The 24923-nt window shown below is 41.0% G+C and carries 29 protein-coding genes; 27 read left to right on the top strand and 2 right to left on the bottom strand.

The window, feature by feature from the left end:
- Window positions 1–24 precede the first annotated feature (24 nt).
- From RWO85_RS06655 to RWO85_RS06575, 17 genes are all read left to right on the top strand, one after another.
- On the top strand, window positions 25–2055 hold the full coding sequence (locus RWO85_RS06655; protein ID WP_042900296.1) for a bacteriocin-associated integral membrane family protein: 2031 nt from the start codon (window positions 25–27) through the stop codon (window positions 2053–2055).
- Between the two features lies 1 nt (window position 2056).
- The gene (locus RWO85_RS06650; protein ID WP_314414842.1) at window positions 2057–2698 is read left to right on the top strand and encodes an ABC transporter ATP-binding protein; all 642 of its coding nucleotides are present in this window, start codon (window positions 2057–2059) and stop codon (window positions 2696–2698) included.
- Window positions 2691–2999, top strand: coding sequence for a hypothetical protein (locus RWO85_RS06645; protein WP_000333263.1), 309 nt, complete (start codon window positions 2691–2693; stop codon window positions 2997–2999). Before RWO85_RS06650 ends, RWO85_RS06645 begins: the two co-directional genes overlap by 8 nt.
- Before the next feature lie 130 nt (window positions 3000–3129).
- Window positions 3130–4002, top strand: a complete 873-nt coding sequence (gene rsmA / locus RWO85_RS06640; protein WP_314414840.1) for a 16S rRNA (adenine(1518)-N(6)/adenine(1519)-N(6))-dimethyltransferase RsmA — start codon at window positions 3130–3132, stop codon at window positions 4000–4002.
- Between the two features lies 1 nt (window position 4003).
- The gene (rsgA, locus tag RWO85_RS06635; RefSeq protein ID WP_314414860.1) at window positions 4004–4882 is read left to right on the top strand and encodes a ribosome small subunit-dependent GTPase A; all 879 of its coding nucleotides are present in this window, start codon (window positions 4004–4006) and stop codon (window positions 4880–4882) included.
- Window positions 4883–4892: 10 nt separating this feature from the next.
- Complete coding sequence (rpe, locus tag RWO85_RS06630; protein ID WP_314414838.1) at window positions 4893–5549, top strand: ribulose-phosphate 3-epimerase; 657 nt, start codon at window positions 4893–4895, stop codon at window positions 5547–5549.
- Window positions 5512–6174 (top strand): thiamine diphosphokinase, encoded by a 663-nt coding sequence (locus RWO85_RS06625; protein ID WP_314414835.1) that lies wholly within the window; start codon window positions 5512–5514, stop codon window positions 6172–6174. Before rpe ends, RWO85_RS06625 begins: the two co-directional genes overlap by 38 nt.
- Before the next feature lies 1 nt (window position 6175).
- Window positions 6176–7432: a DNA recombination protein RmuC gene (rmuC, locus tag RWO85_RS06620; RefSeq protein ID WP_314414833.1), complete on the top strand. Its 1257-nt coding sequence runs from the start codon at window positions 6176–6178 to the stop codon at window positions 7430–7432.
- Window positions 7422–8363: a 3'-5' exoribonuclease YhaM family protein gene (locus RWO85_RS06615; protein WP_101782481.1), complete on the top strand. Its 942-nt coding sequence runs from the start codon at window positions 7422–7424 to the stop codon at window positions 8361–8363. Before rmuC ends, RWO85_RS06615 begins: the two co-directional genes overlap by 11 nt.
- A gap of 105 nt (window positions 8364–8468) precedes the next feature.
- The gene (gene purR / locus RWO85_RS06610) at window positions 8469–9296 is read left to right on the top strand and encodes a pur operon repressor (protein WP_004246994.1); all 828 of its coding nucleotides are present in this window, start codon (window positions 8469–8471) and stop codon (window positions 9294–9296) included.
- 66 nt (window positions 9297–9362) lie between these two features.
- On the top strand, window positions 9363–10613 hold the full coding sequence (locus RWO85_RS06605) for a diaminopimelate decarboxylase (protein WP_314414831.1): 1251 nt from the start codon (window positions 9363–9365) through the stop codon (window positions 10611–10613).
- A gap of 125 nt (window positions 10614–10738) precedes the next feature.
- The gene (gene pflA / locus RWO85_RS06600) at window positions 10739–11533 is read left to right on the top strand and encodes a pyruvate formate-lyase-activating protein (RefSeq protein WP_001288286.1); all 795 of its coding nucleotides are present in this window, start codon (window positions 10739–10741) and stop codon (window positions 11531–11533) included.
- Between the two features lie 280 nt (window positions 11534–11813).
- On the top strand, window positions 11814–12524 hold the full coding sequence (locus tag RWO85_RS06595; RefSeq protein ID WP_000438101.1) for an ABC transporter ATP-binding protein: 711 nt from the start codon (window positions 11814–11816) through the stop codon (window positions 12522–12524).
- A gap of 1 nt (window position 12525) precedes the next feature.
- Window positions 12526–13311, top strand: a complete 786-nt coding sequence (locus RWO85_RS06590; protein ID WP_314414829.1) for an ABC transporter permease — start codon at window positions 12526–12528, stop codon at window positions 13309–13311.
- Window position 13312: 1 nt separating this feature from the next.
- On the top strand, window positions 13313–14032 hold the full coding sequence (locus RWO85_RS06585) for an ABC transporter permease (protein WP_314414827.1): 720 nt from the start codon (window positions 13313–13315) through the stop codon (window positions 14030–14032).
- 61 nt (window positions 14033–14093) lie between these two features.
- Window positions 14094–14780 (top strand): response regulator transcription factor, encoded by a 687-nt coding sequence (locus RWO85_RS06580; RefSeq protein ID WP_000323582.1) that lies wholly within the window; start codon window positions 14094–14096, stop codon window positions 14778–14780.
- Window positions 14750–15838 (top strand): HAMP domain-containing sensor histidine kinase, encoded by a 1089-nt coding sequence (locus RWO85_RS06575; protein ID WP_314414825.1) that lies wholly within the window; start codon window positions 14750–14752, stop codon window positions 15836–15838. The genes RWO85_RS06580 and RWO85_RS06575 overlap by 31 nt, the downstream gene beginning before the upstream one ends.
- 176 nt (window positions 15839–16014) lie before the next feature.
- Here RWO85_RS06575 and yidC read toward each other — a convergent pair whose 3' ends face one another.
- Together yidC and RWO85_RS06565 are read right to left on the bottom strand one after the other, a co-directional pair.
- On the bottom strand, window positions 16015–16941 hold the full coding sequence (gene yidC, locus RWO85_RS06570) for a membrane protein insertase YidC (RefSeq protein WP_314414823.1): 927 nt from the start codon (window positions 16939–16941) through the stop codon (window positions 16015–16017).
- 77 nt (window positions 16942–17018) lie between these two features.
- Window positions 17019–17297 (bottom strand): acylphosphatase, encoded by a 279-nt coding sequence (locus RWO85_RS06565; RefSeq protein ID WP_020903085.1) that lies wholly within the window; start codon window positions 17295–17297, stop codon window positions 17019–17021.
- Between the two features lie 33 nt (window positions 17298–17330).
- Here RWO85_RS06565 and RWO85_RS06560 point away from each other — a divergent pair, with 33 nt between their 5' ends.
- The 10 genes from RWO85_RS06560 to endA all read left to right on the top strand — a co-directional run bounded on the left by RWO85_RS06560 (window position 17331) and on the right by endA (window position 24655).
- On the top strand, window positions 17331–18071 hold the full coding sequence (locus RWO85_RS06560) for an RNA methyltransferase (RefSeq protein WP_314414821.1): 741 nt from the start codon (window positions 17331–17333) through the stop codon (window positions 18069–18071).
- Window positions 18072–18125: 54 nt separating this feature from the next.
- Window positions 18126–18809: a Bax inhibitor-1/YccA family protein gene (locus RWO85_RS06555; RefSeq protein ID WP_314414819.1), complete on the top strand. Its 684-nt coding sequence runs from the start codon at window positions 18126–18128 to the stop codon at window positions 18807–18809.
- Window positions 18810–18920: 111 nt separating this feature from the next.
- On the top strand, window positions 18921–19913 hold the full coding sequence (gene asnA / locus RWO85_RS06550) for an aspartate--ammonia ligase (RefSeq protein ID WP_000748002.1): 993 nt from the start codon (window positions 18921–18923) through the stop codon (window positions 19911–19913).
- Window positions 19914–19977: 64 nt separating this feature from the next.
- On the top strand, window positions 19978–20517 hold the full coding sequence (rsmD, locus tag RWO85_RS06545; protein ID WP_314414817.1) for a 16S rRNA (guanine(966)-N(2))-methyltransferase RsmD: 540 nt from the start codon (window positions 19978–19980) through the stop codon (window positions 20515–20517).
- Window positions 20507–20995: a pantetheine-phosphate adenylyltransferase gene (gene coaD / locus RWO85_RS06540; RefSeq protein ID WP_314414815.1), complete on the top strand. Its 489-nt coding sequence runs from the start codon at window positions 20507–20509 to the stop codon at window positions 20993–20995. Before rsmD ends, coaD begins: the two co-directional genes overlap by 11 nt.
- Window positions 20979–22016 carry a SepM family pheromone-processing serine protease gene (locus RWO85_RS06535; RefSeq protein ID WP_314414813.1) on the top strand — a complete coding sequence of 346 codons (1038 nt, stop codon included), beginning with the start codon at window positions 20979–20981 and terminating at the stop codon, window positions 22014–22016. The genes coaD and RWO85_RS06535 overlap by 17 nt, the downstream gene beginning before the upstream one ends.
- Before the next feature lie 57 nt (window positions 22017–22073).
- On the top strand, window positions 22074–22304 hold the full coding sequence (locus RWO85_RS06530) for a DUF1146 family protein (RefSeq protein ID WP_000250399.1): 231 nt from the start codon (window positions 22074–22076) through the stop codon (window positions 22302–22304).
- A gap of 23 nt (window positions 22305–22327) precedes the next feature.
- On the top strand, window positions 22328–23611 hold the full coding sequence (murA, locus tag RWO85_RS06525) for a UDP-N-acetylglucosamine 1-carboxyvinyltransferase (RefSeq protein WP_314414811.1): 1284 nt from the start codon (window positions 22328–22330) through the stop codon (window positions 23609–23611).
- Window positions 23604–23792, top strand: coding sequence for a DNA-directed RNA polymerase subunit beta (locus RWO85_RS06520; RefSeq protein ID WP_314414809.1), 189 nt, complete (start codon window positions 23604–23606; stop codon window positions 23790–23792). Before murA ends, RWO85_RS06520 begins: the two co-directional genes overlap by 8 nt.
- A 38-nt stretch (window positions 23793–23830) precedes the next feature.
- Window positions 23831–24655, top strand: coding sequence for a DNA-entry nuclease EndA (gene endA / locus RWO85_RS06515; RefSeq protein ID WP_314414807.1), 825 nt, complete (start codon window positions 23831–23833; stop codon window positions 24653–24655).
- Window positions 24656–24923: the final 268 nt, after the last annotated feature.

Raw genomic sequence — 24923 nt, 5'->3', positions numbered from 1 at the left:
CCAAGTAACTTTTTGGAGGAAATGATGAAACGTTTATTTATTTTGATTTCAATGGTATTGGTATCGCTTTATATGGTGATAACTTCCGTTGACCATCGAGAAGAGATTTTATTTGGTAACTATCCCTCTGTTGATGTGACAGGAATGGTGATAAATCAACCAGTAGCTGGTCGTGAAGAGGTGACAGAGGCTTTGAGTCACTTGGCGGTAGAGCATAATAGTCTCATCGCCCGTCGGATCGTTGAGCCAAATGAAGCTGGAGAAACACGCTTTACCTATGCCACTTATGGTCAGGGAGAGCTTCCAGCAGGTCTGACCATTTCCTCCAAGGAGAGTGCAGAAACGAGTGATTTATTAGGGTCTTACTTGATTGTGTCAGGAAGTTTGGATGGAGTGAGTTTACAGACCACCTTGAAAGAACTTGGCTATCAAGGATTTGTTTCGAATGGAGAAGATCCATTTTCGATAGTCTTACTATTGACTGTCACCCCTATGGTGCTACTGAGTTTAGCTATTTTTCTGCTGACCTTTATGAGTTTGACTCTGATTTATCGGATAAAATCCCTCCGTCAAGCAGGGATTCGTTTAATAGCTGGTGAGAGCTTGTTTGGGGTTGCTCTCAGACCAGTATTAGAAGATATGAGACAGCTTATCTTCTCGGTGCTGGTATCCAGTTTTTTGGGATTGGGGGTTCTCTGGTATCAAGGTGCCTTGTTTATGGCAACGGTGCAACTGGTCATCATTGGTCTTTTGCTTTATGGATTGGCCTTGGTAGGGATTTCTACCTTATTAAGTGTCGTGTATCTACTTGGTTTACAGGAAAATAGTCTGGTGGATCTATTGAAAGGGAAACTCCCTCTCAAACGGATGATGACATTGATGATGGTGGGGCAACTCTTGGCCGTGCTGGTGGTCGGCTCGAGTGCGACTGCTCTCCTACCCCACTACCGTGAAATGCAGGAGATGGAGAGAGCTAGCGATAAATGGAGTCAGTCCTCAGATCGTTACCGTCTATCCTTTGGTTGGTCTAGTGCATTTGCCGATGAAGAAGGAATGCGTAAGGATAATCGTGAGTGGCAGACATTTACTGAAGAACGGTTAGCCAATACAGACTCTTTTTATATCATGAGCAATGTTGACAAATTCTCAAATGGCGCAGAAGTGGACCTAGATGGCAATCGTCTCAGTGACTATACACCGTCAGGGAATGTCATCTATGTCTCACCGCGCTATCTGATAGAAGAAAAGATTACCGTTTCTTCAGAGTTTATGGACAAGATGCAAAACTTGTCTGAGGGAGAGTTTGGGCTGATCTTACCTGAGAGCTTGCGAGAGCAGTCTGCCTACTATCAAGGATTATTTACAGATTACCTGCAAAATTTTTCATCTGAAAGTGTAGAGGCGACGAGTCAGAAACACTACCTCCCACAGGTAAGGCTAGCTTTTACAGAAACAGGACAGGAACGCTTCCTCTATAACGATGGGTACAAGACGACACGCCAGTACCTAAAAGATCCGATTATTGTAGTTTTAACGCCGCAAGCGACTGGAACAAGACCTGTTGCAGGGATGTTATGGGGAACTACGGCTAATAGTGCCTTGAAACTAGATCGATATGGAGACAGCATCACAGCTCTAAAAGAGCAAGGTCTGTATCACAAGGTTTCTTACTTGGTAAAAAGCCAGCTATTTTTTGCCAAGGTACTCAATGACAAACGGATGGAGTTTTACTCTCTCCTTATTGGGACGATTTTGACCCTGTCTACGGCTATCTTGTTATTTGATTCCATGAATCTTCTCTATTTTGAGCAGTTTAGACGGGAGATCATGATTAAACGTCTTTCTGGTATGACAATCTATGAGCTTCATGGCAAGTATTTACTGGCGCAAGGAGGAGTTCTCTTGCTTGGCCTAGTCCTATCTAGTGTTTTGACAGGAGATAGCTTGATTAGCGCTTTAGTTGTAGCTTTATTTACTCTTAACGCCCTCTTGATTTTAGTAAGGCAGGATAAAAAAGAAGAAGCTGGTAGTATGGCAGTATTGAAAGGAAAATAAGATGATTGATATTCAAGGATTGGAAAAGAAGTTTAATGACCGCGCGATTTTCTCTGGTTTAAATCTCAAGCTGGAGAAGGGCAAGGTTTATGCCTTAATCGGAAAGAGTGGAAGCGGAAAGACGACTTTACTTAATATCTTAGGAAAGCTAGAAAAGATAGATGGTGGAAGGGTTCTCTATCAGGGGAAAGATTTAAAAACCATTCCCACTCGTGAGTATTTTCGAGACCAGATGGGCTATCTCTTTCAAAATTTTGGCCTTTTAGAAAACCAATCAATCAAAGAGAATTTGGATTTGGGCTTTGTTGGTCAAAAAATCTCAAAAGTAGAACGTTTGGAAAGGCAAGTGGAGGCTTTAGAAAAGGTTAATCTAGGGTATTTGGATCTAGAACAAAAAATTTATACTTTATCTGGGGGAGAGGCCCAACGAGTTGCCCTTGCTAAGACTATTTTGAAAAATCCACCCTTGATTTTAGCGGATGAGCCAACAGCAGCTCTTGATACTGAAAATTCAGAGGAGGTTATGAATCTCTTGGTGGATTTGAAAGATGAAAATCGAATGATCATCATTGCGACCCATAATCCCCTAGTCTGGAATAAGGCCGATGAAATCATTGATATGAGGGAGCTTGCTCATGTGTGAAAAAATTCGTATTCGCAGGGTATCTGATTATCCTAGTGCCAGAGGTGGTTTAGAAGATATTCTCATCATGGAAAATATGACCAATCATCTCCTTTTGGTTCAAATCCGAGTGAATGGGTATTTGCTTGATTTTGCTAGCATTGAAGGGCAAAGGCAAAAGCATTATCGTTTGAAAAATTTACCTCAAACGGTTGAACTGACAGTGGACGATGTGGAGGAGGATGTAGATTTGACCCTACCTGAAAATCGAAGTTATCAAGAAGCTGATTTTTTTGAACGGATGTTTCGAGAGAAACGATAAATCCACCTTTAAAGATTTTCAAGACTATCTTTCTTCATGAGGAAAGATAGTTTTTTGACATGATTTTCACCCCCAAAATACAAGGGGAATGTGTTACAATAGAAGTAATAGATAATAGAAAAGAGAATAGATGAGAATTGCAGATTATAGCGTGACTAAGGCAGTGCTGGAGCGTCACGGTTTTACCTTTAAAAAGTCCTTCGGGCAAAATTTCCTGACGGATACCAATATCCTACAAAAAATCGTGGATACGGCTGAGATTGATGACCAGGTTAATGTTATCGAAATCGGGCCAGGGATTGGTGCCTTGACGGAGTTTTTGGCTGAGCGTGCAGCAGAAGTCATGGCCTTTGAGATCGACCACCGTTTGGTACCGATTTTGGCAGATACCTTGCGTGATTTTGACAATGTGACCGTGGTTAACGAGGACATTCTCAAGGTTGATTTGGCGCAACATATCCAGAATTTTAAAAATCCTGACCTGCCCATCAAGGTAGTGGCTAACTTGCCCTACTACATCACGACGCCCATTCTCATGCACTTGATTGAAAGTGGTATTCCTTTTAGTGAGTTTGTGGTCATGATGCAAAAGGAAGTGGCGGACCGCATTTCCGCTCAACCGAATACCAAGGCTTATGGTAGCTTGTCGATTGCGGTTCAGTACTACATGACTGCCAAGGTTGCCTTCATCGTACCTCGTACGGTATTTGTGCCAGCGCCAAACGTGGACTCTGCTATTTTGAAAATGGTACGTCGTCCAGAACCAGCCGTAGCAGTAGAAGATGAGAACTTCTTCTTTAAGATTTCCAAGGCTAGTTTTACCCATCGCCGCAAGACCTTGTGGAATAACTTGACAGGTTACTTTGGTAAGACTGAAGAGGTCAAGGACAAACTGACCAAAGCTCTAGACCAAGCAGGCTTATCACCAAGTGTGCGTGGGGAAGCTCTCAGTTTGGAAGAGTTTGCCAGCCTAGCAGATGCACTTAAAGGACAAGGACTTTAAAATGCAGGGACAAATCATTAAAGCCTTGGCGGGGTTCTACTATGTAGAGAGTGATGGTCAGGTTTATCAAACACGAGCGCGTGGAAATTTCCGTAAAAAAGGGCATACACCCTATGTTGGGGACTGGGTAGATTTCTCTGCCGAGGAAAATTCAGAAGGCTATATTCTCAAGATTCACGAACGGAAAAACAGTCTGGTCCGTCCGCCCATTGTCAATATTGATCAAGCTGTAGTAATCATGTCTGTCAAAGAACCTGATTTTAACAGCAATTTGCTGGATCGCTTCTTGGTTCTTTTGGAGCACAAGGACATCCATCCCATCGTCTATATTTCTAAAATGGATTTGTTGGAAGATAGAGGAGAACTGGATTTTTATGAACAGGCTTATAGTGACATCGGCTATGACTTTGTGACCAGTAAAGAGGAACTCCTGCCTTTGTTAACAGGAAAGGTTACGGTCTTTATGGGGCAGACAGGTGTTGGGAAGTCAACTCTTCTCAATAAAATCGCACCAGACCTTAATCTTGAAACAGGAGAAATTTCAGACAGTCTGGGTCGCGGGCGCCACACCACTCGAGCTGTTAGTTTTTACAACCTCAATGGGGGTAAAATCGCAGATACACCAGGATTTTCATCGCTGGATTATGAAGTGTCAACGGCTGAAGACCTCAATCAGGCCTTTCCAGAGATTGCTACTGTTAGCCGAGATTGTAAGTTCCGTACTTGTACCCATACCCATGAGCCGTTCTGTGCAGTTAAGCCTGCTGTAGAAGAGGGTACCATTGCGTCCTTCCGTTTTGACAACTACCTGCAATTCCTTAGCGAAATTGAAAATCGTAGAGAAACCTATAAAAAAGTCAGCAAAAAAATTCCAAAATAAGGAGAAACCTATGTCTCAATACAAGATTGCTCCGTCAATTCTGGCAGCAGATTATGCCAACTTTGAACGTGAAATCAAACGTCTAGAAGCAACTGGGGCAGAATATGCCCATATCGATATCATGGATGGTCACTTTGTACCACAAATCAGTTTTGGTGCAGGTGTGGTCGAAGCTCTTCGCCCTCATAGTAAGATGGTTTTCGATTGCCACTTGATGGTGTCAAACCCTGAGCATCATTTAGAAGATTTTGCGCGTGCAGGTGCAGATATCATCAGCATCCATGTGGAAGCAACGCCTCATATTCATGGTGCCCTCCAAAAAATACGTTCACTCGGAGTTAAGCCTTCAGTCGTTATCAATCCTGGCACACCAGTTGAAGCCATCAAGCACGTGCTTCATCTAGTTGACCAAGTTTTAGTCATGACAGTTAACCCAGGTTTTGGTGGACAAGCCTTTCTACCAGAGACCATGGATAAGATTCGTGAGTTGGTTGCACTTCGTAAGGAAAAAGGTTTGAACTTTGAAATCGAAGTGGATGGTGGGATTGATGATAAAACGATTGCTCAAGCTAAAGAAGCTGGTGCGACCGTTTTTGTAGCGGGTTCCTATGTCTTTAAGGGAGAAGTCAATGAGCGAGTACAAACTCTCAGAAAACAACTGGACTAAGGTTGCCGTTTTTGGAGGCGGAGACCGCGGTCATTATCGGACAGATTTTGATGCTTTTGTCGGTGTGGATCGAGGTTCGCTCTGGGTCTTGGAAGAAGATTTGCCTCTTGCTCTAGCAGTCGGAGATTTTGATTCTGTGACGGAAGAAGAGCGACAGGTGATTCAAAAACGTGCCCAGCATTTTGTTCAAGCCCGACCAGAAAAGGATGATACAGATCTGGAATTGGCTCTCTTGACCATCTTTGAACAAAATCCTCAGGCTCAGGTTACTATTTTCGGTGCTTTGGGTGGTCGTATTGACCATATGTTGGCCAATGTCTTTCTGCCTAGTAATCCTAAGTTGGCACCCTATATGCGTCAAATAGAAATTGAGGATGAGCAAAATTTGATTGCCTATTGTCCAGAAGGGATCAGTCAGCTACATCCCCGCTCGGACTATGACTATCTAGCCTTTATGCCGGTTCGGGATAGCCAGCTGACCATTCTCGGAGCTAAGTATGAGTTGACAGAGGAAAATTTTTTCTTTAAAAAAGTGTACGCTTCTAACGAATATATAGATAGGGAAGTGTCAGTGACTTGCCCAGATGGCTATGTGGTCGTGTTGCATAGCAAGGACAGGAGGTAGGATGGAAAGTTTACTTGTTCTATTATTGCTTGCCAACCTAGCTGGATTCTTTCTGATTTGGCAAAGGCAGGATAAGCAGGAAAAACATCTCAGTAAGAGCTTGGAGGATCAGGCAGATCATTTGTCAGACCAGTTGGATTATCGCTTTGAACAAGCCAGACAAGCCAGTCAGTTAGATCAAAAAGACTTGGAAGTGGCTGTCAGCGACCGTTTGCAGGAAGTGCGAATCGAATTGCACCAAGGTCTAACTCAAGTCCGTCAAGAAATGACAGATAATCTCTTGCAAACCAGAGACAAGACCGACCAACGTCTTCAAGCCCTGCAGGAATCAAATGAGCAACGTTTGGAACAAATGCGCCAGACAGTCGAGGAAAAGTTAGAAAAGACCTTACAGACGCGCTTACAAGCTTCCTTTGAGACAGTTTCCAAACAACTGGAGTCTGTCAATCGTGGCCTTGGAGAAATGCAGACAGTTGCCCGTGATGTTGGAGCTCTTAACAAGGTTCTCTCTGGCACCAAGACACGAGGAATTCTGGGGGAATTGCAACTGGGGCAAATCATCGAAGACATCATGACCCCTGCCCAGTATGAACGAGAATACGCAACGGTTGAAAACTCTAGTGAACGAGTGGAGTATGCCATCAAGTTGCCCGGACAAGGCGACCAGGAATATGTCTATCTACCGATTGACTCCAAGTTTCCACTGGCAGATTATTACCGCTTGGAAGAAGCCTATGAAGCAGGTGACAAGGACGAAATCGAACGCTGTCGCAAGTCACTCTTAGCAAGCGTCAAGCGCTTTGCCAAGGATATCAAGAGCAAGTACATAGCACCGCCTCGGACGACCAATTTTGGAGTTTTGTTTGTTCCGACAGAAGGTCTCTACTCAGAAATTGTCCGTAATCCTGTCTTCTTTGATGATTTGAGACGGGAGGAACAGATTATTGTCGCAGGTCCAAGTACCTTGTCAGCTCTCCTCAATTCCCTATCAGTTGGCTTCAAAACCCTCAATATCCAAAAGAGTGCCGACCATATCAGCAAGACTCTTGCTAGCGTCAAGACTGAGTTTGGTAAGTTTGGTGGTATTCTGGTCAAGGCACAAAAACACCTCCAACATGCCTCTGGCAATATTGAGGAATTATTAAACCGTCGTACCACTGCTATCGAGCGGACGCTCCGTCACATTGAGTTGTCAGAAGGTGAGCCTGCGCTTGATCTACTCCATTTCCAAGAAAATGAGGAAGAATATGAAGATTAGTCACATGAAAAAAGATGAGCTGTTTGAAGGCTTTTACCTAATCAAATCAGCTGACCTGAGGCAAACTAGAGCTGGGAAAAACTACCTAGCCTTTACCTTCCAAGATGATAGTGGCGAGATTGAAGGGAAACTCTGGGATGCCCAACCTCATAATGTTGAGGCCTTTACCGCAGGTAAGGTTGTCCACATGAAAGGACGCCGAGAAGTTTATAACAACACCCCTCAGGTTAACCAAATTACTCTCCGTCTGCCTCAACCTGGTGAACCCAATGACCCAGCTGATTTCAAGGTCAAGTCACCAGTTGATGTCAAGGAAATCCGTGACTACATGTCGCAAATGATTTTTAAAATTGAAAATCCTGTTTGGCAACGGATTGTCCGAAAGCTCTACACCAAGTATGATAAGGAATTTTACTCCTATCCAGCTGCCAAGACTAATCACCATGCCTTTGAAACGGGTTTGGCTTATCATACGGCGACCATGGTGCGTTTGGCAGATGCTATTAGCGAAGTCTATCCTCAGCTCAATAAGAACCTGCTCTATGCAGGGATTATGCTGCATGACTTGGCTAAGGTCATTGAATTGACGGGGCCAGACCAGACTGAGTATACAGTGCGAGGCAATCTTCTTGGACATATCGCTCTGATTGATAGTGAAATTACCAAGACAGTGATGGAACTCGGCATCGATGATACCAAGGAAGAAGTCGTTTTGCTTCGTCACGTTATCCTCAGTCACCACGGCTTACTTGAGTATGGAAGTCCAGTCCGTCCACGTATTATGGAAGCAGAGATTATCCATATGATTGACAATCTGGATGCAAGCATGATGATGATGTCAACAGCTCTGGCTTTGGTAGATAAAGGAGAGATGACCAATAAAATTTTCGCTATGGACAATCGTTCCTTCTATAAACCAGATTTAGATTAATAATTTAAGAAAAATGAGCATTTTTTAGGATAAGAATGTTCGTTTTTTTATGTGAATATGGTATAATAGATAAAATATCAAAATTAAATGAAGTGGGAAATAGAAATGAAATTAAGAAGAAGTGATCGGATGGTTGTCATTTCCAACTATTTGATTAATAATCCTTATAAACTAACTAGTCTCAATACTTTTGCTGAAAAGTATGAATCTGCTAAATCATCCATCTCAGAAGATATTGTCATTATCAAACGCGCCTTTGAAGAAATCGAAATCGGCCACATCCAGACAGTGACTGGGGCTGGTGGAGGTGTCATCTTTACACCATCAATCTCAAACCATGATGCTAAGGAAATGGTTGAAGACTTGCGTGCCAAGTTGTCAGAAAGCGATCGTATCTTGCCAGGTGGCTATATCTACCTGTCCGATTTACTTAGCACACCAGCTATCTTGAAAAATATTGGTCGCATTATTGCCAAGAGCTTTATGGACCAAAAAATTGATGCGGTTATGACCGTAGCGACTAAGGGGGTGCCACTTGCAAATGCAGTTGCCAATGTTCTCAATGTTCCCTTTGTCATTGTGCGCCGTGACCTGAAAATTACCGAAGGTTCAACTGTCAGCGTCAACTATGTATCAGGTTCAAGTGGTGATCGCATTGAGAAAATGTTCCTTTCAAAACGTAGTCTCAAGGCAGGAAGCCGTGTCTTGATTGTGGATGACTTCTTGAAAGGCGGCGGAACGGTCAACGGGATGATCAGCCTCTTGCGTGAGTTCGATTCAGAATTAGCAGGTGTAGCCGTCTTTGCGGATAATGCCCAAGAAGAACGTGAAAAGCAGTTTGATTACAAGTCACTCTTGAAGGTAACCAATATTGATGTCAAGAACCAAGCCATCGATGTTGAGGTTGGTAATATCTTTGACGAAGATAAATAAGAGATAGAACTAAAGGTTGGAACGATTGTCCCAGCCTTTCTTTGCAAATAGAATAGAAGGAAACTTATGAAAACACCATTTATCAATAAAGAAGACTTAGAAAAGATTGTTGCTGAGTTCCCGACACCTTTTCACTTGTATGATGAGAAGGGGATTCGTGAGAAGGCAAGAGCCGTCAACAAAGCCTTTTCGTGGAACAAGGGCTTTAAGGAATATTTTGCAGTTAAGGCTACTCCAACACCAGCTATCTTGAAAATCCTTCAAGAGGAAGGTTGTGGTGTGGACTGCTCTAGTTATGTAGAGCTTTTGATGAGCCATAAACTGGATTTTCCAGGTTCTGAGATCATGTTCTCTTCAAACAACACGCCAGATAAGGAATACGCCTATGCACGTAAATTGGGTGCGACCATTAACTTGGATGCCTTTGAAGATATTGAACATCTAGAGCGTGCAGCAGGCATTCCAGAAATCATCTCATGTCGTTACAATCCTGGAGGTGTTTTTGAGCTAGGGACAGACATCATGGACAATCCTGGAGAAGCCAAGTTTGGCATGACCAAGGACCAGCTCTTTGAAGCTTTTGCCATCTTGAAGGAAAAAGGAGCTAAGACCTTTGGGATCCACTCCTTCCTAGCGTCCAATACCGTCACCCATCTCTATTATCCAGAGTTGGCTCGTCAGCTTTTTGAATTGGCTGTTGAAATCAAGGAAAAGTTGGGCATTTCGCTAGACTTTATCAATCTTTCTGGCGGTATTGGTGTCAACTATCGTCCTGAGCAGGAGCCAAATGATATTGCCTTGATTGGTGAGGGAGTTCGTAAGGTATATGAAGAGGTCCTTACGCCAGCAGGTCTTGGTCAGGTCAAGATTTTTACTGAATTGGGTCGTTTTATGCTCGCCCCTCACGGTGCTTTGGTCACAAGAGTTACCCATAAGAAGGAAACCTACCGTACCTATCTCGGTGTGGATGCATCAGCAGTCAACCTTATGCGTCCAGCCATGTACGGAGCCTACCACCATATTACTAATGTGACCCATCCAGATGGACCAGCTGAAGTGGTAGATGTGGTTGGTTCACTTTGTGAAAACAATGATAAATTTGCAGTGAATCGCGAACTGCCTCATACAGAAATCGGTGATTTGCTGATAATTCATGATACAGGTGCCCACGGTTTTTCAATGGGCTACCAGTACAACGCCAAACTTCGCTCTGCGGAAATCCTTTATACTGAAGAAGGCAAAGCCCGTCAAATCCGCCGTGCAGAGCGCCCTGAGGACTATTTTGCAACCTTGTATGGTTTTGATTTTGAAGAATAAAATGATAATTAATTGAAAATGAAATTGAAAAACAGATTGCTTTCTAAAAAATAGGCAAAAATCTTGTTTTTCCTTCAAGTCATGATATAATAAAACTATAAAACGTTTTCAAGGAAGGTAACGATATGTCTGAAGAAACAATTGATTATGGACAAGTGACAGGAATGGTGCATTCAACGGAGAGCTTTGGTTCCGTAGACGGACCTGGTATTCGCTTTATTGTCTTTTTGCAGGGCTGTCACATGCGTTGCCAGTATTGCCACAACCCGGACACTTGGGCGATGGAGTCCAACAAATCACGTGAACGGACGGTAGATGATGTCTTGACAGAGGCCTTGCGCTACCGCGGTTTCTGGGGGAATAAGGGTGGGATTACAGTCAGTGGGGGAGAAGCCCTCTTGCAGATTGATTTCTTGATTGCCCTCTTTACCAAGGCCAAAGAACATGGAATCCACTGTACCTTGGATACCTGTGCACTGCCTTTCCGTAATAAACCACGTTACCTTGAGAAGTTTGACAAACTCATGGCTGTCACTGACTTGGTTCTCTTAGATATCAAGGAAATCAACGAAGAACAGCACAAGATTGTTACTAGCCAAACCAATAAAAATATCTTGGCTTGTGCCCAGTATCTATCAGATATTGGAAAACCTGTCTGGATTCGCCACGTGCTAGTTCCGGGATTGACAGATAGAGATGATGACTTGATTGAACTTGGTAAGTTCGTCAAGACCCTCAAAAATGTTGATAAGTTTGAAATTCTGCCTTATCACACTATGGGTGAGTTCAAATGGCGTGAACTGGGAATCCCATATTCACTCGAAGGGGTTAAACCACCAACAGCAGACCGCGTCAAGAACGCTAAAAAACTCATGGATACCGAAAGTTACCAAGACTATATGAAACGTGTACATGGATAAAAAGAAGCCTGATGGAAACATCGGGCTTTTAAGTTTATATAAATATATATAATTAAATAAAACAAAATTTTATACTCTTCGAAAATCTCTTCAAACCGCGTCAGCTTTATCTGCAACCTCAAAGCAGTGCTTTGAGCAACCTACGGCTAGCTTCCTAGTTTGCTCTTTGATTTTCATTGACTATAAATCTTTTTTACTCTCTAAATTCTGAAAAAAATCCGAAAAAGAATGTGTAAGATATAGTTACTTTTAGAAATATTAAATAGAATAGGAGAACATCATGGAACAAAGTATTACCATTAAAAATTTATGTAAGTCGTATGGCCAAACTCAAATTTTAAAAGATATTTCTTTTGAAGCAAAAGCAGGTAGAGTGACTGCTTTCCTGGGTCCAAATGGAGCTGGTAAAAGTTCAACCTTACGTATTTTATTAGGATTAGACAAAGCAACATCTGGACTTACCAAAATTGGAGATCAAACTTATAAGGAATTAAAATTTCCTCTAAAGACTGTAGGAGCTTCATTTGACAGTGTCGGTGCTCCTGATGATCGGACTGTTTATCAACATTTGAAAATTGTTGCTGCTAGTAATGGGATATCCAGTCAGCGAATTGAGCAAGTTTTGGATATGGTGGATATTAGTCATAAGAAAAAATCTAAAATTGGGAAATTATCATTAGGAGAAGGACAACGCTTGGGAATTGCAACAGCTCTATTAGGAAATCCTCAATATCTGATATTGGATGAACCGACTAATGGGTTGGATCCAAGAGGAATTCGGTGGTTTAGAGAGTTTATAAAAAAACAAGCTCAAGAAGGGAAGACTGTCTTGCTATCATCTCATATATTATCGGAAGTGGAGGCAGTAACAGATGATGTAGTTATCATAAATAAAGGAAAAGTTCTTATAAAAGGGACTTTACAAGAAGTGATGAAAAATCTTTCTTCACTAGAGGAAGTCTTCTTTAGTTTAACAGAGGGAGGAAAGTGACATGGCACTTATTTACTCTCTTCATTCTGAAATGTTGAAATTGCTTTATAGGAGAGCTACTCATGTTGTACTATTCTTGATACTGGTATTTCAAACGTTTTTAGCAAATATTGGTGCTTCTCAAATTGTTTCAGTTGGTATCCATGCTACACCAGAGACAAATCCAGAATTAGCAGAAGCTATACCTCCTATTGAATTTTTAGGTTTTGATGTCACTTTATTTGGTGTTTTTATTATGATTATCCTAGGCTCAATTTACGGAGCCGAGGAGTATAAATGCTCTGCTATTCGTACAAGCCTCCTCTCTATTACAAATCGAGGTACTTTCCTAGTTTCAAAAACATTAGTTTGGCTTGTATTTTCTTTTTTCATTTCCTTTCTATCAATATTCCTTACGATTAACATGACACATTATGTTTTAGGACAAGATGGTTTATTGCTTTTTTCACTAAATGGAACAGTTTGGTTCTATATATTTTTAGCCAGTATAGCTTGGACTTTGTTGGGACTGCTAGCCTATATTATGGCTTTGACATTTAAAACAGCCATTGTTCCTCTATTATTTTTGCTTCCCCAAGTCTACAATTTGGGAACATTCTTAGCAAACTATATATCGGTTGCAAAATTTTTTCCAGTTGCATTGGGGCAAGGATTGATTGCTACATCTCCTCAAATTTTAGAGCATAATAGTTTACAACATATTTTATTTTTACTTTGTTGGAACTTTTCATTCTTGGCTTTAGCAATTTACCGCTTACTTAAATCAGATATTGGAGGAGGTGAATAGGTTGAAAGAGCAACTTAAAAGTGAGTATCTAAAGTTTACGATGAATCCTTGGCACTGGTTGATTATAGGTGCTCTATTACTGTGTGTTCCGGCGATGGTTATTTTTTTAAATAGTAAGCCAGACCAGTTGACCCTACAGTTTGTTTTGGAACAGCTACTGCAAAGTCTCTATTTAGGACAGGCAGGTTTCGTTAGTCTAGCGGTTCTATTTATAGGTCAAGAATTTACAGGTTCTAGTCTTCGTACCAGTTTTCTTACCTGTCCAAATCGTTTAAAATTTATAATATGTAAACTAGCTATTGTATTATGTATAGAAATTGTATTATTGGTCGCTGTAATATCATTATGCATACTAATCGCGCAAGGATACTACAATATCAATCTTTTGAGTAATATTAAACATGTTCTAACAATTCTATTTCCAGCTTGTATTTCTATTCTAACCTTCTCTCTTTTAAGTGGTATTTTTGTATTTATTTCCCAGTCTTTTATCTTAATTTTGGGAATCAGTTTATCCCTTTTATTGGGCTTGGGACAAATGTTACTACAATTCAGTTCTTTTTTTAGAAATTTACCATTACTGGCTAGTATGAATTGTTTTTATACCTATCCATTGTCTCTTTATTATCCAGTGTGGCAAGGCTTAGGGATACAAATAGTTTGGTTATTAATTGTTTTTCTATTTGCTACATTGATACTTATAGGAAGAAATGTAGGCTAAAGACAAGGGATATCCTGTCTTTTTCTCAGTTAGTGCTATAATATATTCAGGAGGGTGAGTTATGGCTTATAAAATTTTGGTTGTAGATGATGATCTTGCTATTCTTCGCCTAATAAAAAAAGTACTAGAATATGAAAAATATGAAGTAGTCATACGAAATAAGATAGAAGAGATTGATCTTTGTGATTTCACAGGATTTGACTTGATTTTATTAGATATTATGATGCCTGTTAGTGGTTTAGAAATCTGTCAGATGATTCGCGAGCAGATAACTGTTCCTATCTGTTTTATAACTGCCAAGGATATGGATGAAGATTTAGTAGCTGGAATCAATGCAGGTGCTGATGATTATATTATGAAGCCCTTTAGTATGCAAGAATTGTTAGCACGTGTTAAAATGCACTTGCGTCGTGAAGAACGGACTAAAGGAAATGTTCATCAAATTAAGATTGGGAAGCTTATACTATATACGGATAGTAAGGAACTATTTGTGAACGATGATAAGATTGCCTTGACAAGGAGGGAATTCGACATAGTGAATCTTTTGGCAAGCAACCCAAGTAAAATATATTCTATTGAGGAAATTTATAATTATCTATATCCACAAAGTTCAGAAGCTCTTTTACGTTCGGTTTCAGAGTACATTTATCAAATTCGTCAAAAGCTGAAACCTTATCAATTAAATCCAATTAAAACCTTATACGGTGGAGGATATCAATGGGTAGAATCAAAAGTTTTAGACAATTAATTCGAGAAACCTGTTGGAGAATTATTTGGCAGTTTAGTCTTGGCTTACTAATGGCCTATCTTATTCCCTTAGCTTCAGTATCTATACAAATAAACGAAGATGGGAAACCTTTAAACAATAGTGGTGTTCTATCAATTTTTTTCAATGTGTCATCATGGATATATATTTGTGTTTTATTGATTATTCTAATAAGTTATCACATTGGAAAATTGTTGAAAAAACTGAGTTATGAAATGACTTTGATTTATGAAAATAGTATGTGGTTGAAGAAGGAATGTACAGAATGTTTAACGGTTAAAGAATTTCGCGAGACAGGAAATCGGATTATTGTGATGCAAGATAGAATTCGACAATTAATAGTTAATGAGAAACAGCAGAAGGAAGATTTAATGTTTCAGGTTTCAGCAGCTTCTCATGATTTAAAAACTCCCTTAACCATTATTAGGGGAAATGTGGAATTTCTGCAGACGATAACTGAAAACGACCAATCTCAAGAATGCTTAGCAGATATAGAAAGAGCTAGTCAACAGTTACTAGATTATTTCAATCAATTGATTCACTATTCTAAAACCTATTATGATGATGAGACAGGTTGGACGGAGTATTCCTCTTCAGATTTTATCAATGAATTAGAGAAAGAAGTCTCTTTTTTGATAAAAAATCAGATGAAGTTTTCTTTTGAACAAAATGTGAAAGGAACTGAAAACTATTATATAAATCCATCTCTTCTGATTCGTGCCATACAAAATATTTTAACAAATGCTTTGGAATACGCTGATAAACAGAATCCTAAAATTAACATTAGGGTAGAGCAAGAGGCGAAAGAATTGAAAATAGGTATATGGAATAATGGTTCGGAGTTTCCAGATGAAGTTTTAAATAATTTTGGAAAGCTCTTTTATCGTATGGATAAAGCTAGATCGTATAAAGAGCAACATTATGGTATTGGACTAAGTTTTGTATGTAGAGTTGCAAAACTACACAAAGGCCGAGTTGAGCTTAGAAATAGAGACGAGGGAGCAGAAGTTTTAATAACTGTGAATTGTATTAAATCATAGTGAGTTACTTGTTAATTTATGATTGAATCGTTTTTATATGTGAACTTTTAAACTATTTAACGTTTTTGACTAGTATAAGATGTAACGGTAGATAATAAAAACGAATGATGATATCTAGTTGATGAAAACTATTTATCATTCATTCGTTTTTTAATTATTGGATAATTTACGTAGCTTTATCTCGAACGTTGTTTTCCAGCGTTGCGATTTTTGTGTTTTTTCTTGCTTGTAATAGCAGTTGGTTGTTCAGGGGTAACGTCTTTTCGTCCACTTGGTGTAGAGAAAGCATTTGCTTTTGGTGGGTTCTTTGCCAGTTCTTCACGGACTTTTTTGCGAAGTTTTGGACGAACGATATAGTTGACGATAAACTGTTGGAGAATCATCATGAAACCACCGACAACCCAGTAAAGTGTGACACTGGCTGGTGAAATGAGGGAGAAGACAACAATCGTGATTGGGCTCACGTAAGCCATTTTCTTGATTTGTTCTCTTTGCGTTTCGTCTTCTACTCCGTGAAGTGAAAGGAGCGATTGAAGATAGTAAAGGACACCTGCGCAGGCAACCAAAATCATACTTGGAGAACCTAGAGGAATGCCTAGGTAGCTTGCTTGAGCAACCCCTTCAGTATGTTGGGCAGCAAAGTAAATTGCAGAGAAGAAAGGCATTTGAAGGAGGATAGGGAAGCATCCTACACCACCAAACATGCTGATGCCGTGCTCTTTTTGAGCAGCAAAGAGAGCTTGTTGGGCTTCGAGTTTTTCTTCTTGAGTAGTTGCTTCCTTGAGACGTGTTTGGTGTGGCTCAAGGACGTGCTTGAGGGCGTTCATCTTTTCAGAGTGAAGCGTTGCCTTCCATGATTGGTAGATACCAAGTGGCAAGATAATCAAGCGCACGATAATGGTTACGATAATGATAGCCATACCAAAGCCTAGACCTTGATCAGTAGCGAAGTACTTGATAGCTTCAGCCATAGGCGCTCCGAAAGTATTCCAAATAAATCCTGTTGGCTCTCCTGTTGCTTTATCGACGCTAACACAGCCAGTCAAGACAAGCAACATAGCCACTCCCATAGCCGAGAGTGCAAAACGTTTAATAGATTTCACTGTTTTTATTCCTTCTTAAAAAATTATACCTTTCTATTCTACTGTTTTTTTACAAAATATACAATAGTTCTAGAGACCTAATTTGCGATTTTAAAGTCAGGGTAGGGAGGAAAGTTGCTCAGTTGGACATCTAAGTAGCTGACTTTTGAAAAAGGTGTAGGTCCTTTTCGGATTTCTTGGATAAATTTCGCCATGATAGCGGATGAGTCTGCTTGGGCTAAGATTTCCACTGTGCCATCGTCATTATTCCATACTCGACCTGTGATGCCACCAATTTCAAGTGCCAAGCTGTAAACACCCCAACGAAAGCCGACTCCCTGTACCCTACCTTGGGCAATCATTCTAACCTTTTGCATACCAAACCTCTTTGATTGTGTTATAATATTTCTATGACTATTATAACCTCAAAAGCCAATTCTGTGGTAAAAAATGCCAAGAAATTACACCAAAAAAAATACCGCAAGTCTGCCTATTTGATTGAAGGCTGGCACTTGTTTGAAGAAGCTGTTCAAGCTGGAGTGACGATTGAGAAAATCTTTGCCCTAGAAAGTTACCGAGACCAGTTAGCCTCGTTTCCGCAGACTGTCTGGGTGTCAGAGGATATTTTGCTAGATTTGGCGGATTCTCAGACTCCACAGGGCATTGTTGCCGTGGTTCAAAAAGAAGAAGTAGGACAAGCTGATTTGAGTCAGGGCAAGTTCTTGTTTTTGGAAGATGTGCAAGATCCTGGTAATGTGGGAACTATCATTCGGACTGCAGATGCAGCAGGTTTTACTGGAGTGATTGTTTCAGATAAGTCGGCAGATATCTACAGTCTCAAGACCTTACGTTCGATGCAAGGCAGTCATTTCCATCTGCCTATTTACCGAATGTCTAGTCAAAGGCTTCTCGAGGAAGCTAAAAAGACTGCTATCCCAGTGCTAGCAACAACCCTATCTAAAGATTCTGTTGATTACAGAGAACTGCCTCCTATAGGAAATTTTGTACTAGTCATGGGAAATGAGGGTCAAGGAATTAGTTCCCTCATGGCTGAAAGTGCAGATCAATTGGTTCACATTAGTATGAAGGGGCAGGCGGAGAGTTTGAATGTTGCCGTTGCAGCAGGTATTTTGATTTTCCATTTAAGCTAATTTTAACTTTCTTTGTTATAATCAAGGAAAGATGTTCATAGAAAAGGAGAAAAGATGAGTCACACTATTATTCACGACCGCGCAGGTCTCAATCAATTTTACGCTAAGGTTTATGCCTTTGTTGGTCTGGGAATCGGACTATCCGCTTTGGTATCAGGCCTTATGTTGACGGTCTTTCAGTCTCAGTTGGTTTACTTTTTGATGCAGGGGCGTCTCTGGTTGACCATTGCAACCTTTGCAGAGCTAGCCCTAGTCTTTGTTGCCAGTAGTATGGCTTCAAAGAATAGCCCAGCTGCTCTTCCAGTATTTTTACTTTACTCAGTATTAAACGGCTTTACCCTCAGTTTTGTGGTAGCCTTCTATACTCCAGGTACAGTTTTATCTGCCTTTGTATCGAGCGCCCTTCTCTTCTTTGTCATGGCGGCAGTGGGTATGTTCACCAAGAAAGATTTGAGTGGCCTTGGTCGAGCGATGATGGCGGCTCTTATCGGCTTGCTGATTGCTATGATAGTCAATATTTTCTTGGCTAGCGGCTTCTTTGATTATATGATTAGCGTAGCCATGGTTTTAGTTTTCTCAGGGCTGATTGCTTGGGACAATCAAAAAATTCGCCTTGCCTATGAACAATCACAAGGTCGTGTAGCGACAGGTTGGGTTGTGTCAATGGCTCTCAGTATCTATCTTGATTTTATCAATCTTTTCCTAAGTATTTTACGTATCTTCGGTCGTAATGATTAAAGGGTCTATGAAATCAGTGTTTTGAGTGACACTGATTTTTTTTAAATTTCTCTTTTCTTTTCTTGAAAATAGGTGTATAATGCTTTTAATTAAATTTTTGAGGAGTAGCTTATGAAGAAAAGTTTTATCCACCAACAAGAAGAAATTTCCTTTGTCAAAAACACTTTTACTCAGTATTTGAAAGACAAGCTAGAAGTTGTCGAAGTTCAAGGTCCTATCTTGAGCAGGGTCGGCGACGGGATGCAGGATAACTTATCAGGTGTAGAGAATGCCGTATCGGTCAAGGTTCTCCAAATCCCTGATGCTACTTATGAAGTGGTGCACTCACTTGCCAAATGGAAACGCCATACCCTAGCTCGTTTTGGTTTCGGTGAGGGTGAGGGTCTTTTTGTCCACATGAAAGCCCTTCGTCCAGACGAAGACTCGCTGGATGCAACCCACTCTGTCTTTGTGGATCAGTGGGACTGGGAAAAGGTCATTCCAAATGGACAACGTAATATTGCCTACCTAAAAGAAACAGTTGAGAAGATTTACAAAGCTATTCGCCTGACAGAGCTAGCTGTTGAAGCCCGATATGATATCGAGTCAATCTTGCCAAAACAGATTACTTTTATCCATACAGAAGAGTTGGTAGAACGCTACCCAGACTTGACACCGAAAGAACGTGAAAATGCGATCTGTAAAGAATTTGGTGCTGTTTTCTTGATTGGTATCGGTGGTGAATTACCAGACGGTAAACCGCACGATGGACGTGCACCAGACTACGATGACTGGACAAGCGAGTCTGAAAATGGCTACAAGGGTCTGAATGGCGATATTCTTGTTTGGAATGAGTCTCTGGGTGGAGCCTTTGAGTTGTCTTCTATGGGAATTCGTGTAGATGAAGAAACGCTACGTCGTCAGGTTGCCATCACAGGTGATGAAGACCGCTTGGAATTGGAATGGCACAAGGCTTTGTTGAATGGCCTATTCCCATTGACAATCGGTGGAGGAATTGGACAATCTCGTATGGCTATGTTCCTACTTCGTAAGAAACATATCGGAGAAGTGCAAACAAGTGTTTGGCCTCAAGAAGTCCGCGATACTTACGAAAATATTTTGTAGAGAATCGAACCGTAAGGTTCGGTTTTCTTTCTCTTTTTGCACATAATTTGGTATAATAAACGGTATGAAAATCGTATCAGGAATCTATGGGGGACGTCCCCTCAAGACACTAGAAGGCAAGACGACAAGACCTACTTCGGATAAGGTTAGGGGAGCCATTTTTAACATGATTGGTCCCTACTTTGAAGGGGGACGCGTCTTGGACCTTTATGCAGGTAGTGGTGGTTTATCTATCGAGGCAGTCTCACGTGGCATGTCCAGTGCTGTTTTGGTGGAGCGAGACCGTAAGGCTCAGACTATCGTGGCTGAAAATATCCAGATGACCAAGGAAGTTGGAAAATTTCAACTTCTCAAAATGGATGCAGAAAGAGCATTGGAGCAGGTATCTGGGGAATTTGACCTCGTTTTCTTAGACCCTCCCTATGCCAAGGAACAAATCGTAGCAGATATTGAGAAAATGGCTGAGAGAGAACTTTTTTCTGAAGATGTTATGGTGGTTTGTGAGACAGATAAAATGGTAGAACTTCCAGAAGAAATTGCCTGTCTGGGCATCTGGAAGGAAAAAATTTATGGAATTAGTAAGGTGACAGTCTATGTCAGATAAGATTGGTTTATTCACAGGTTCATTTGATCCTATGACAAATGGGCATCTGGATATCATTGAACGGGCGAGCAGACTTTTTGACAAGCTCTATGTCGGTATTTTTTTTAATCCCCATAAACAAGGATTTCTTCCTCTTGAAAATCGTAAACGGGGGCTAGAAAAGGCTTTGGAGCATTTGGAAAATGTTGAAGTCGTGTTTTCACATGATGAATTGGTGGTTGATGTTGCAAAAAAATTGGGTGCTACTTGCCTAGTACGAGGTTTGAGAAATGCGTCGGATTTGCAATATGAAGCCAGTTTTGATTACTACAACCATCAGCTGTCTCCTAATATAGAGACCATTTATTTACATAGTCGACCTGAACATCTCTATCTCAGTTCATCAGGTGTTAGAGAGCTTTTGAAATTTGAACAGGATATTGCTTGCTATGTTCCCGAGAGTATTTTGGAGGAAATAAGAAATGAAAAAAAAGATTAGATGGCCCTTATATGTCATTGCGGCCTTGATTGTGACCTTCTTGGCATTTGTAGTGCCTTTGCCCTACTATATAGAGGTTCCAGGTGGTTCGGAAGATATTCGCCAAGTCCTTAAAGTAAATGACACAGAAGATAAGGAAGCCGGGGCCTATCAATTCGTTACGGTTGGTGTCCAGCACGCTACTTTAGCCCATATGATTTATGCTTGGTTGACGCCTTTTACAGATATTCGTAGTGCCCAAGAGACTACAGGTGGCTCTTCCGATGTGGAATTTATGCGGATCAATCAATTCTACATGCAGACATCGCAAAATATGGCCAAATATCAAGGACTGAAAACAGCTGGTAAGGATATTGAACTAAAATATCTTGGAGTTTATGTCTTGACTGTGACGGATAATTCGACCTTTAAAGGGATTCTCAACATCTCTGATACGGTCACAGCAGTCAATGATAAAACCTTTGACAGTTCCAAAGACTTGATTGATTACGTCAATTCTCAAAAACTAGGGGATTCAGTTAAAGTGACCTATGAAGAGGATGGGCAAACTAAGTCTGCAGAAGGAAAAATCATTACTCTAGAAAATGGCAAAAATGGGATTGGAATCGGCTTGATTGACCGTACGGAAGTGACCAGTGATGTCCCAATTCGCTTTTCAACAGCTGGTATTGGCGGTCCAAGTGCAGGTCTCATGTTTAGTCTGGCCATCTATACCCAAATAGCTGATCCAGGCCTTCGTAATGGCCGTATTGTTGCTGGTACAGGTACCATTGACCGTGATGGTCATGTGGGGGACATTGGAGGTATTGATAAGAAAGTTGTAGCTTCGGCTAGACAAGGCGCCGCTATTTTCTTTGCCCCTGATAACCCTGTTAGCGAAGAGGAACAAAAAGCGCATCCAGATGCTAAAAACAACTACCAAACAGCCCTAGAAGCAGCCAAAACAATCAAGACAGATATGAAAATCGTGCCAGTTAAAACCCTACAAGATGCAATTGATTACTTGAAAAACAATCCCTAGTTTTTAAGTGAAGTTTCCAAACTAGCGCACAAACAGAGAAGATGGTATAATAGTCAAATGGTTCAATTATTATTCACTCTAAGCAGTCACATGCTCTTTATTTATGTGAGTTTTTACCTTTTAAAGAATCTTGTTAGATGGGAAAAGGTTTTAAAAGTGACAGCTGAGAATACAGGAAAAGTTCGTTTACTAGTAGCCTTTTTCAGCATTGTAATGGGCTATATCATGAGTTCTTTCTTTATCAGCCTATATCAATTGTGGCAAGAAGCGCTTAGAGGATTATTATAAAATCAAATGTAAAGGAAATAAGTATGGAAAAAATTGTGGTTCAAGGTGGCGATAATCGTCTAGTCGGCAGTGTTACCATAGAAGGAGCAAAAAATGCAGTATTACCCTTGCTAGCTGCAACTATTTTAGCTAGTGAAGGAAGTACTGTTTTGCATAATGTTCCAATTTTGTCAGATGTGTTCACTATGAATCAGGTGGTTCGTGGTTTGAATGCCAAGGTGGATTTTAATGAAAAAGCTCATCTTGTTGAGGTGGACGCGACTGGCGATATCACTGAGGAAGCTCCTTACAAGTATGTCAGCAAGATGCGTGCATCTATCGTTGTCTTGGGACCAATTCTTGCCCGTGTAGGTCATGCTAAGGTATCCATGCCAGGTGGTTGTACGATTGGTAGCCGTCCTATTGATCTTCATTTGAAAGGTCTAGAAGCTATGGGGGCTAAGATTAGTCAGACAGCTGGTTATATCGAAGCCAAGGCTGATCGCTTACATGGAGCTCATATCTACATGGACTTCCCAAGTGTTGGTGCTACGCAGAACTTGATGATGGCAGCAACCCTGGCTGATGGAGTGACAGTGATTGAAAATGCTGCGCGTGAACCTGAGATTGTGGACCTAGCCATTCTCCTCAATGAAATGGGAGCCAAGGTTAAAGGTGCTGGTACAGAGACCATTACCATTACTGGTGTTGAGAAACTTCATGGTACGACTCACAATGTAGTCCAAGACCGTATCGAAGCAGGAACCTTTATGGTGGCTGCTGCCATGACTGGTGGTGATGTCTTGATTAAAGACGCTGTCTGGGAGCACAATCGTCCCTTGATTGCCAAATTACTTGAAATGGGAGTGGAAGTGACAGAGGAGACTGAAGGGATTCGAGTTCGCTCTCAACTAGGAAATCTAAAAGCTGTTCATGTGAAAACCTTGCCCCATCCAGGATTTCCAACAGATATGCAGGCTCAATTTACAGCCTTGATGACCGTCGCAAAAGGGGAATCAACTATGGTGGAGACAGTTTTCGAAAATCGTTTCCAACACCTAGAAGAGATGCGCCGCATGGGCTTGCACTCTGAGATTATCCGTGATACAGCTCGTATTGTTGGTGGACAGCCTTTGCAGGGGGCAGAAGTTCTTTCAACTGACCTTCGTGCCAGCGCTGCCTTGATTTTGACAGGTTTGGTAGCACAAGGAGAAACTGTGGTTGGTAAATTGGTTCACTTGGATAGAGGTTACTACCGTTTCCATGAGAAGTTGGCGCAGCTAGGTGCTAAGATTCAGCGGATTGAGGCAAGTGATGAAGATGAATAAGAGATCAAGCTATGTAATCAAGCGTTTACTTTTAGTCATCCTGGTACTGATTTTAGGTACTCTGGCCCTAGGAATCGGTCTAATGGTAGGCTATGGAATCTTGGGCAAGGGTCAAGATCCATGGGCTATCCTGTCTCCAGCAAAATGGCAGGAATTGATTCATAAATTTACAGGAAATTAGGCTGGAGAACCAGTCTTTTTCTAGAGATAAGGAGAAAAATGGATAGAAAAACAAGACAGACATTGATCGGGCTGCTAGTGTTATTGCTTTTGTCTGCAGGGAGCTATTATATCAAGCAGATGCAGTCGACAGCTAATAGTCCTAAAACAAGGGTTAGTCAGAAAAAACAAGCGTCTGAAGCTCCTAGTCAAGAATTGGCAGAAAGTGTCTTAACAGATGCAGTCAAAAGCCAAATAAAAGGGAGTCTTGAGTGGAATGGCTCAGGTGCTTTTATCGTCAATGGCAATAAAACAAATCTAGATGCCAAGGTTTCAAGTAAGCCCTACGCTGATAATAAAACAAAGACAGTGGGTAAGGAAACAGTGCCAACCGTAGCAAATGCCCTCTTGTCTAAGGCTACTCGCCAGTACAAGAATCGTGAAGAAACTGGGAATGGTTCGACTTCTTGGACTCCTCCAGGCTGGCATCAGGTTAAGAATCTAAAGGGTACTTATACCCATGCGGTCGATAGAGGTCACTTATTAGGCTATGCCTTAATCGGTGGCTTGGATGGTTTTGATGCCTCAACAAGCAATCCTAAAAACATTGCTGTTCAAACAGCCTGGGCAAATCAGGCGCAAGCCGAGGATTCGACTGGTCAAAACTACTATGAAAGCATGGTACGTAAGGCCTTGGATAAAAACAAGCGTGTCCGTTACCGTGTAACCCTTTACTACGCTTCAAACGAGGATTTAGTTCCTTCAGCTTCACAGATTGAAGCCAAGTCCTCAGACGGAGAATTGGAATTTAATGTCCTAGTTCCCAATGTTCAAAAGGGGCTTCAACTGGATTACCGAACTGGAGAAGTCACTGTTACTCAGTAAAAGATAACATAAACTCCTATGTCACTTGTAGATGTAGGAGTTCTTTCTTACTAGTTTCAGCAGGACTACAATAGATACTAATACTCAATGAAAATCAAAGAGCAAACTAGGAAACTAGTCGCAGGCTGTACTTGAGTACGGCAAGGCGACGTTGACGCGGTTTGAAGAGATTTTCGAAGAGTATAAGAAAAAAATAATATGTACTGGACTATATTTTGTGATATAATAAAGGATAAGATACTATTTTAGGAGAAGAACTATGGAAGAC

It is taken from the genome of uncultured Streptococcus sp. (genome assembly GCF_963521865.1).
In the GTDB taxonomy this organism is placed as follows: Bacteria; Bacillota; Bacilli; order Lactobacillales; family Streptococcaceae; genus Streptococcus.
This window is presented reverse-complemented; position numbering and strand designations above follow the sequence as displayed.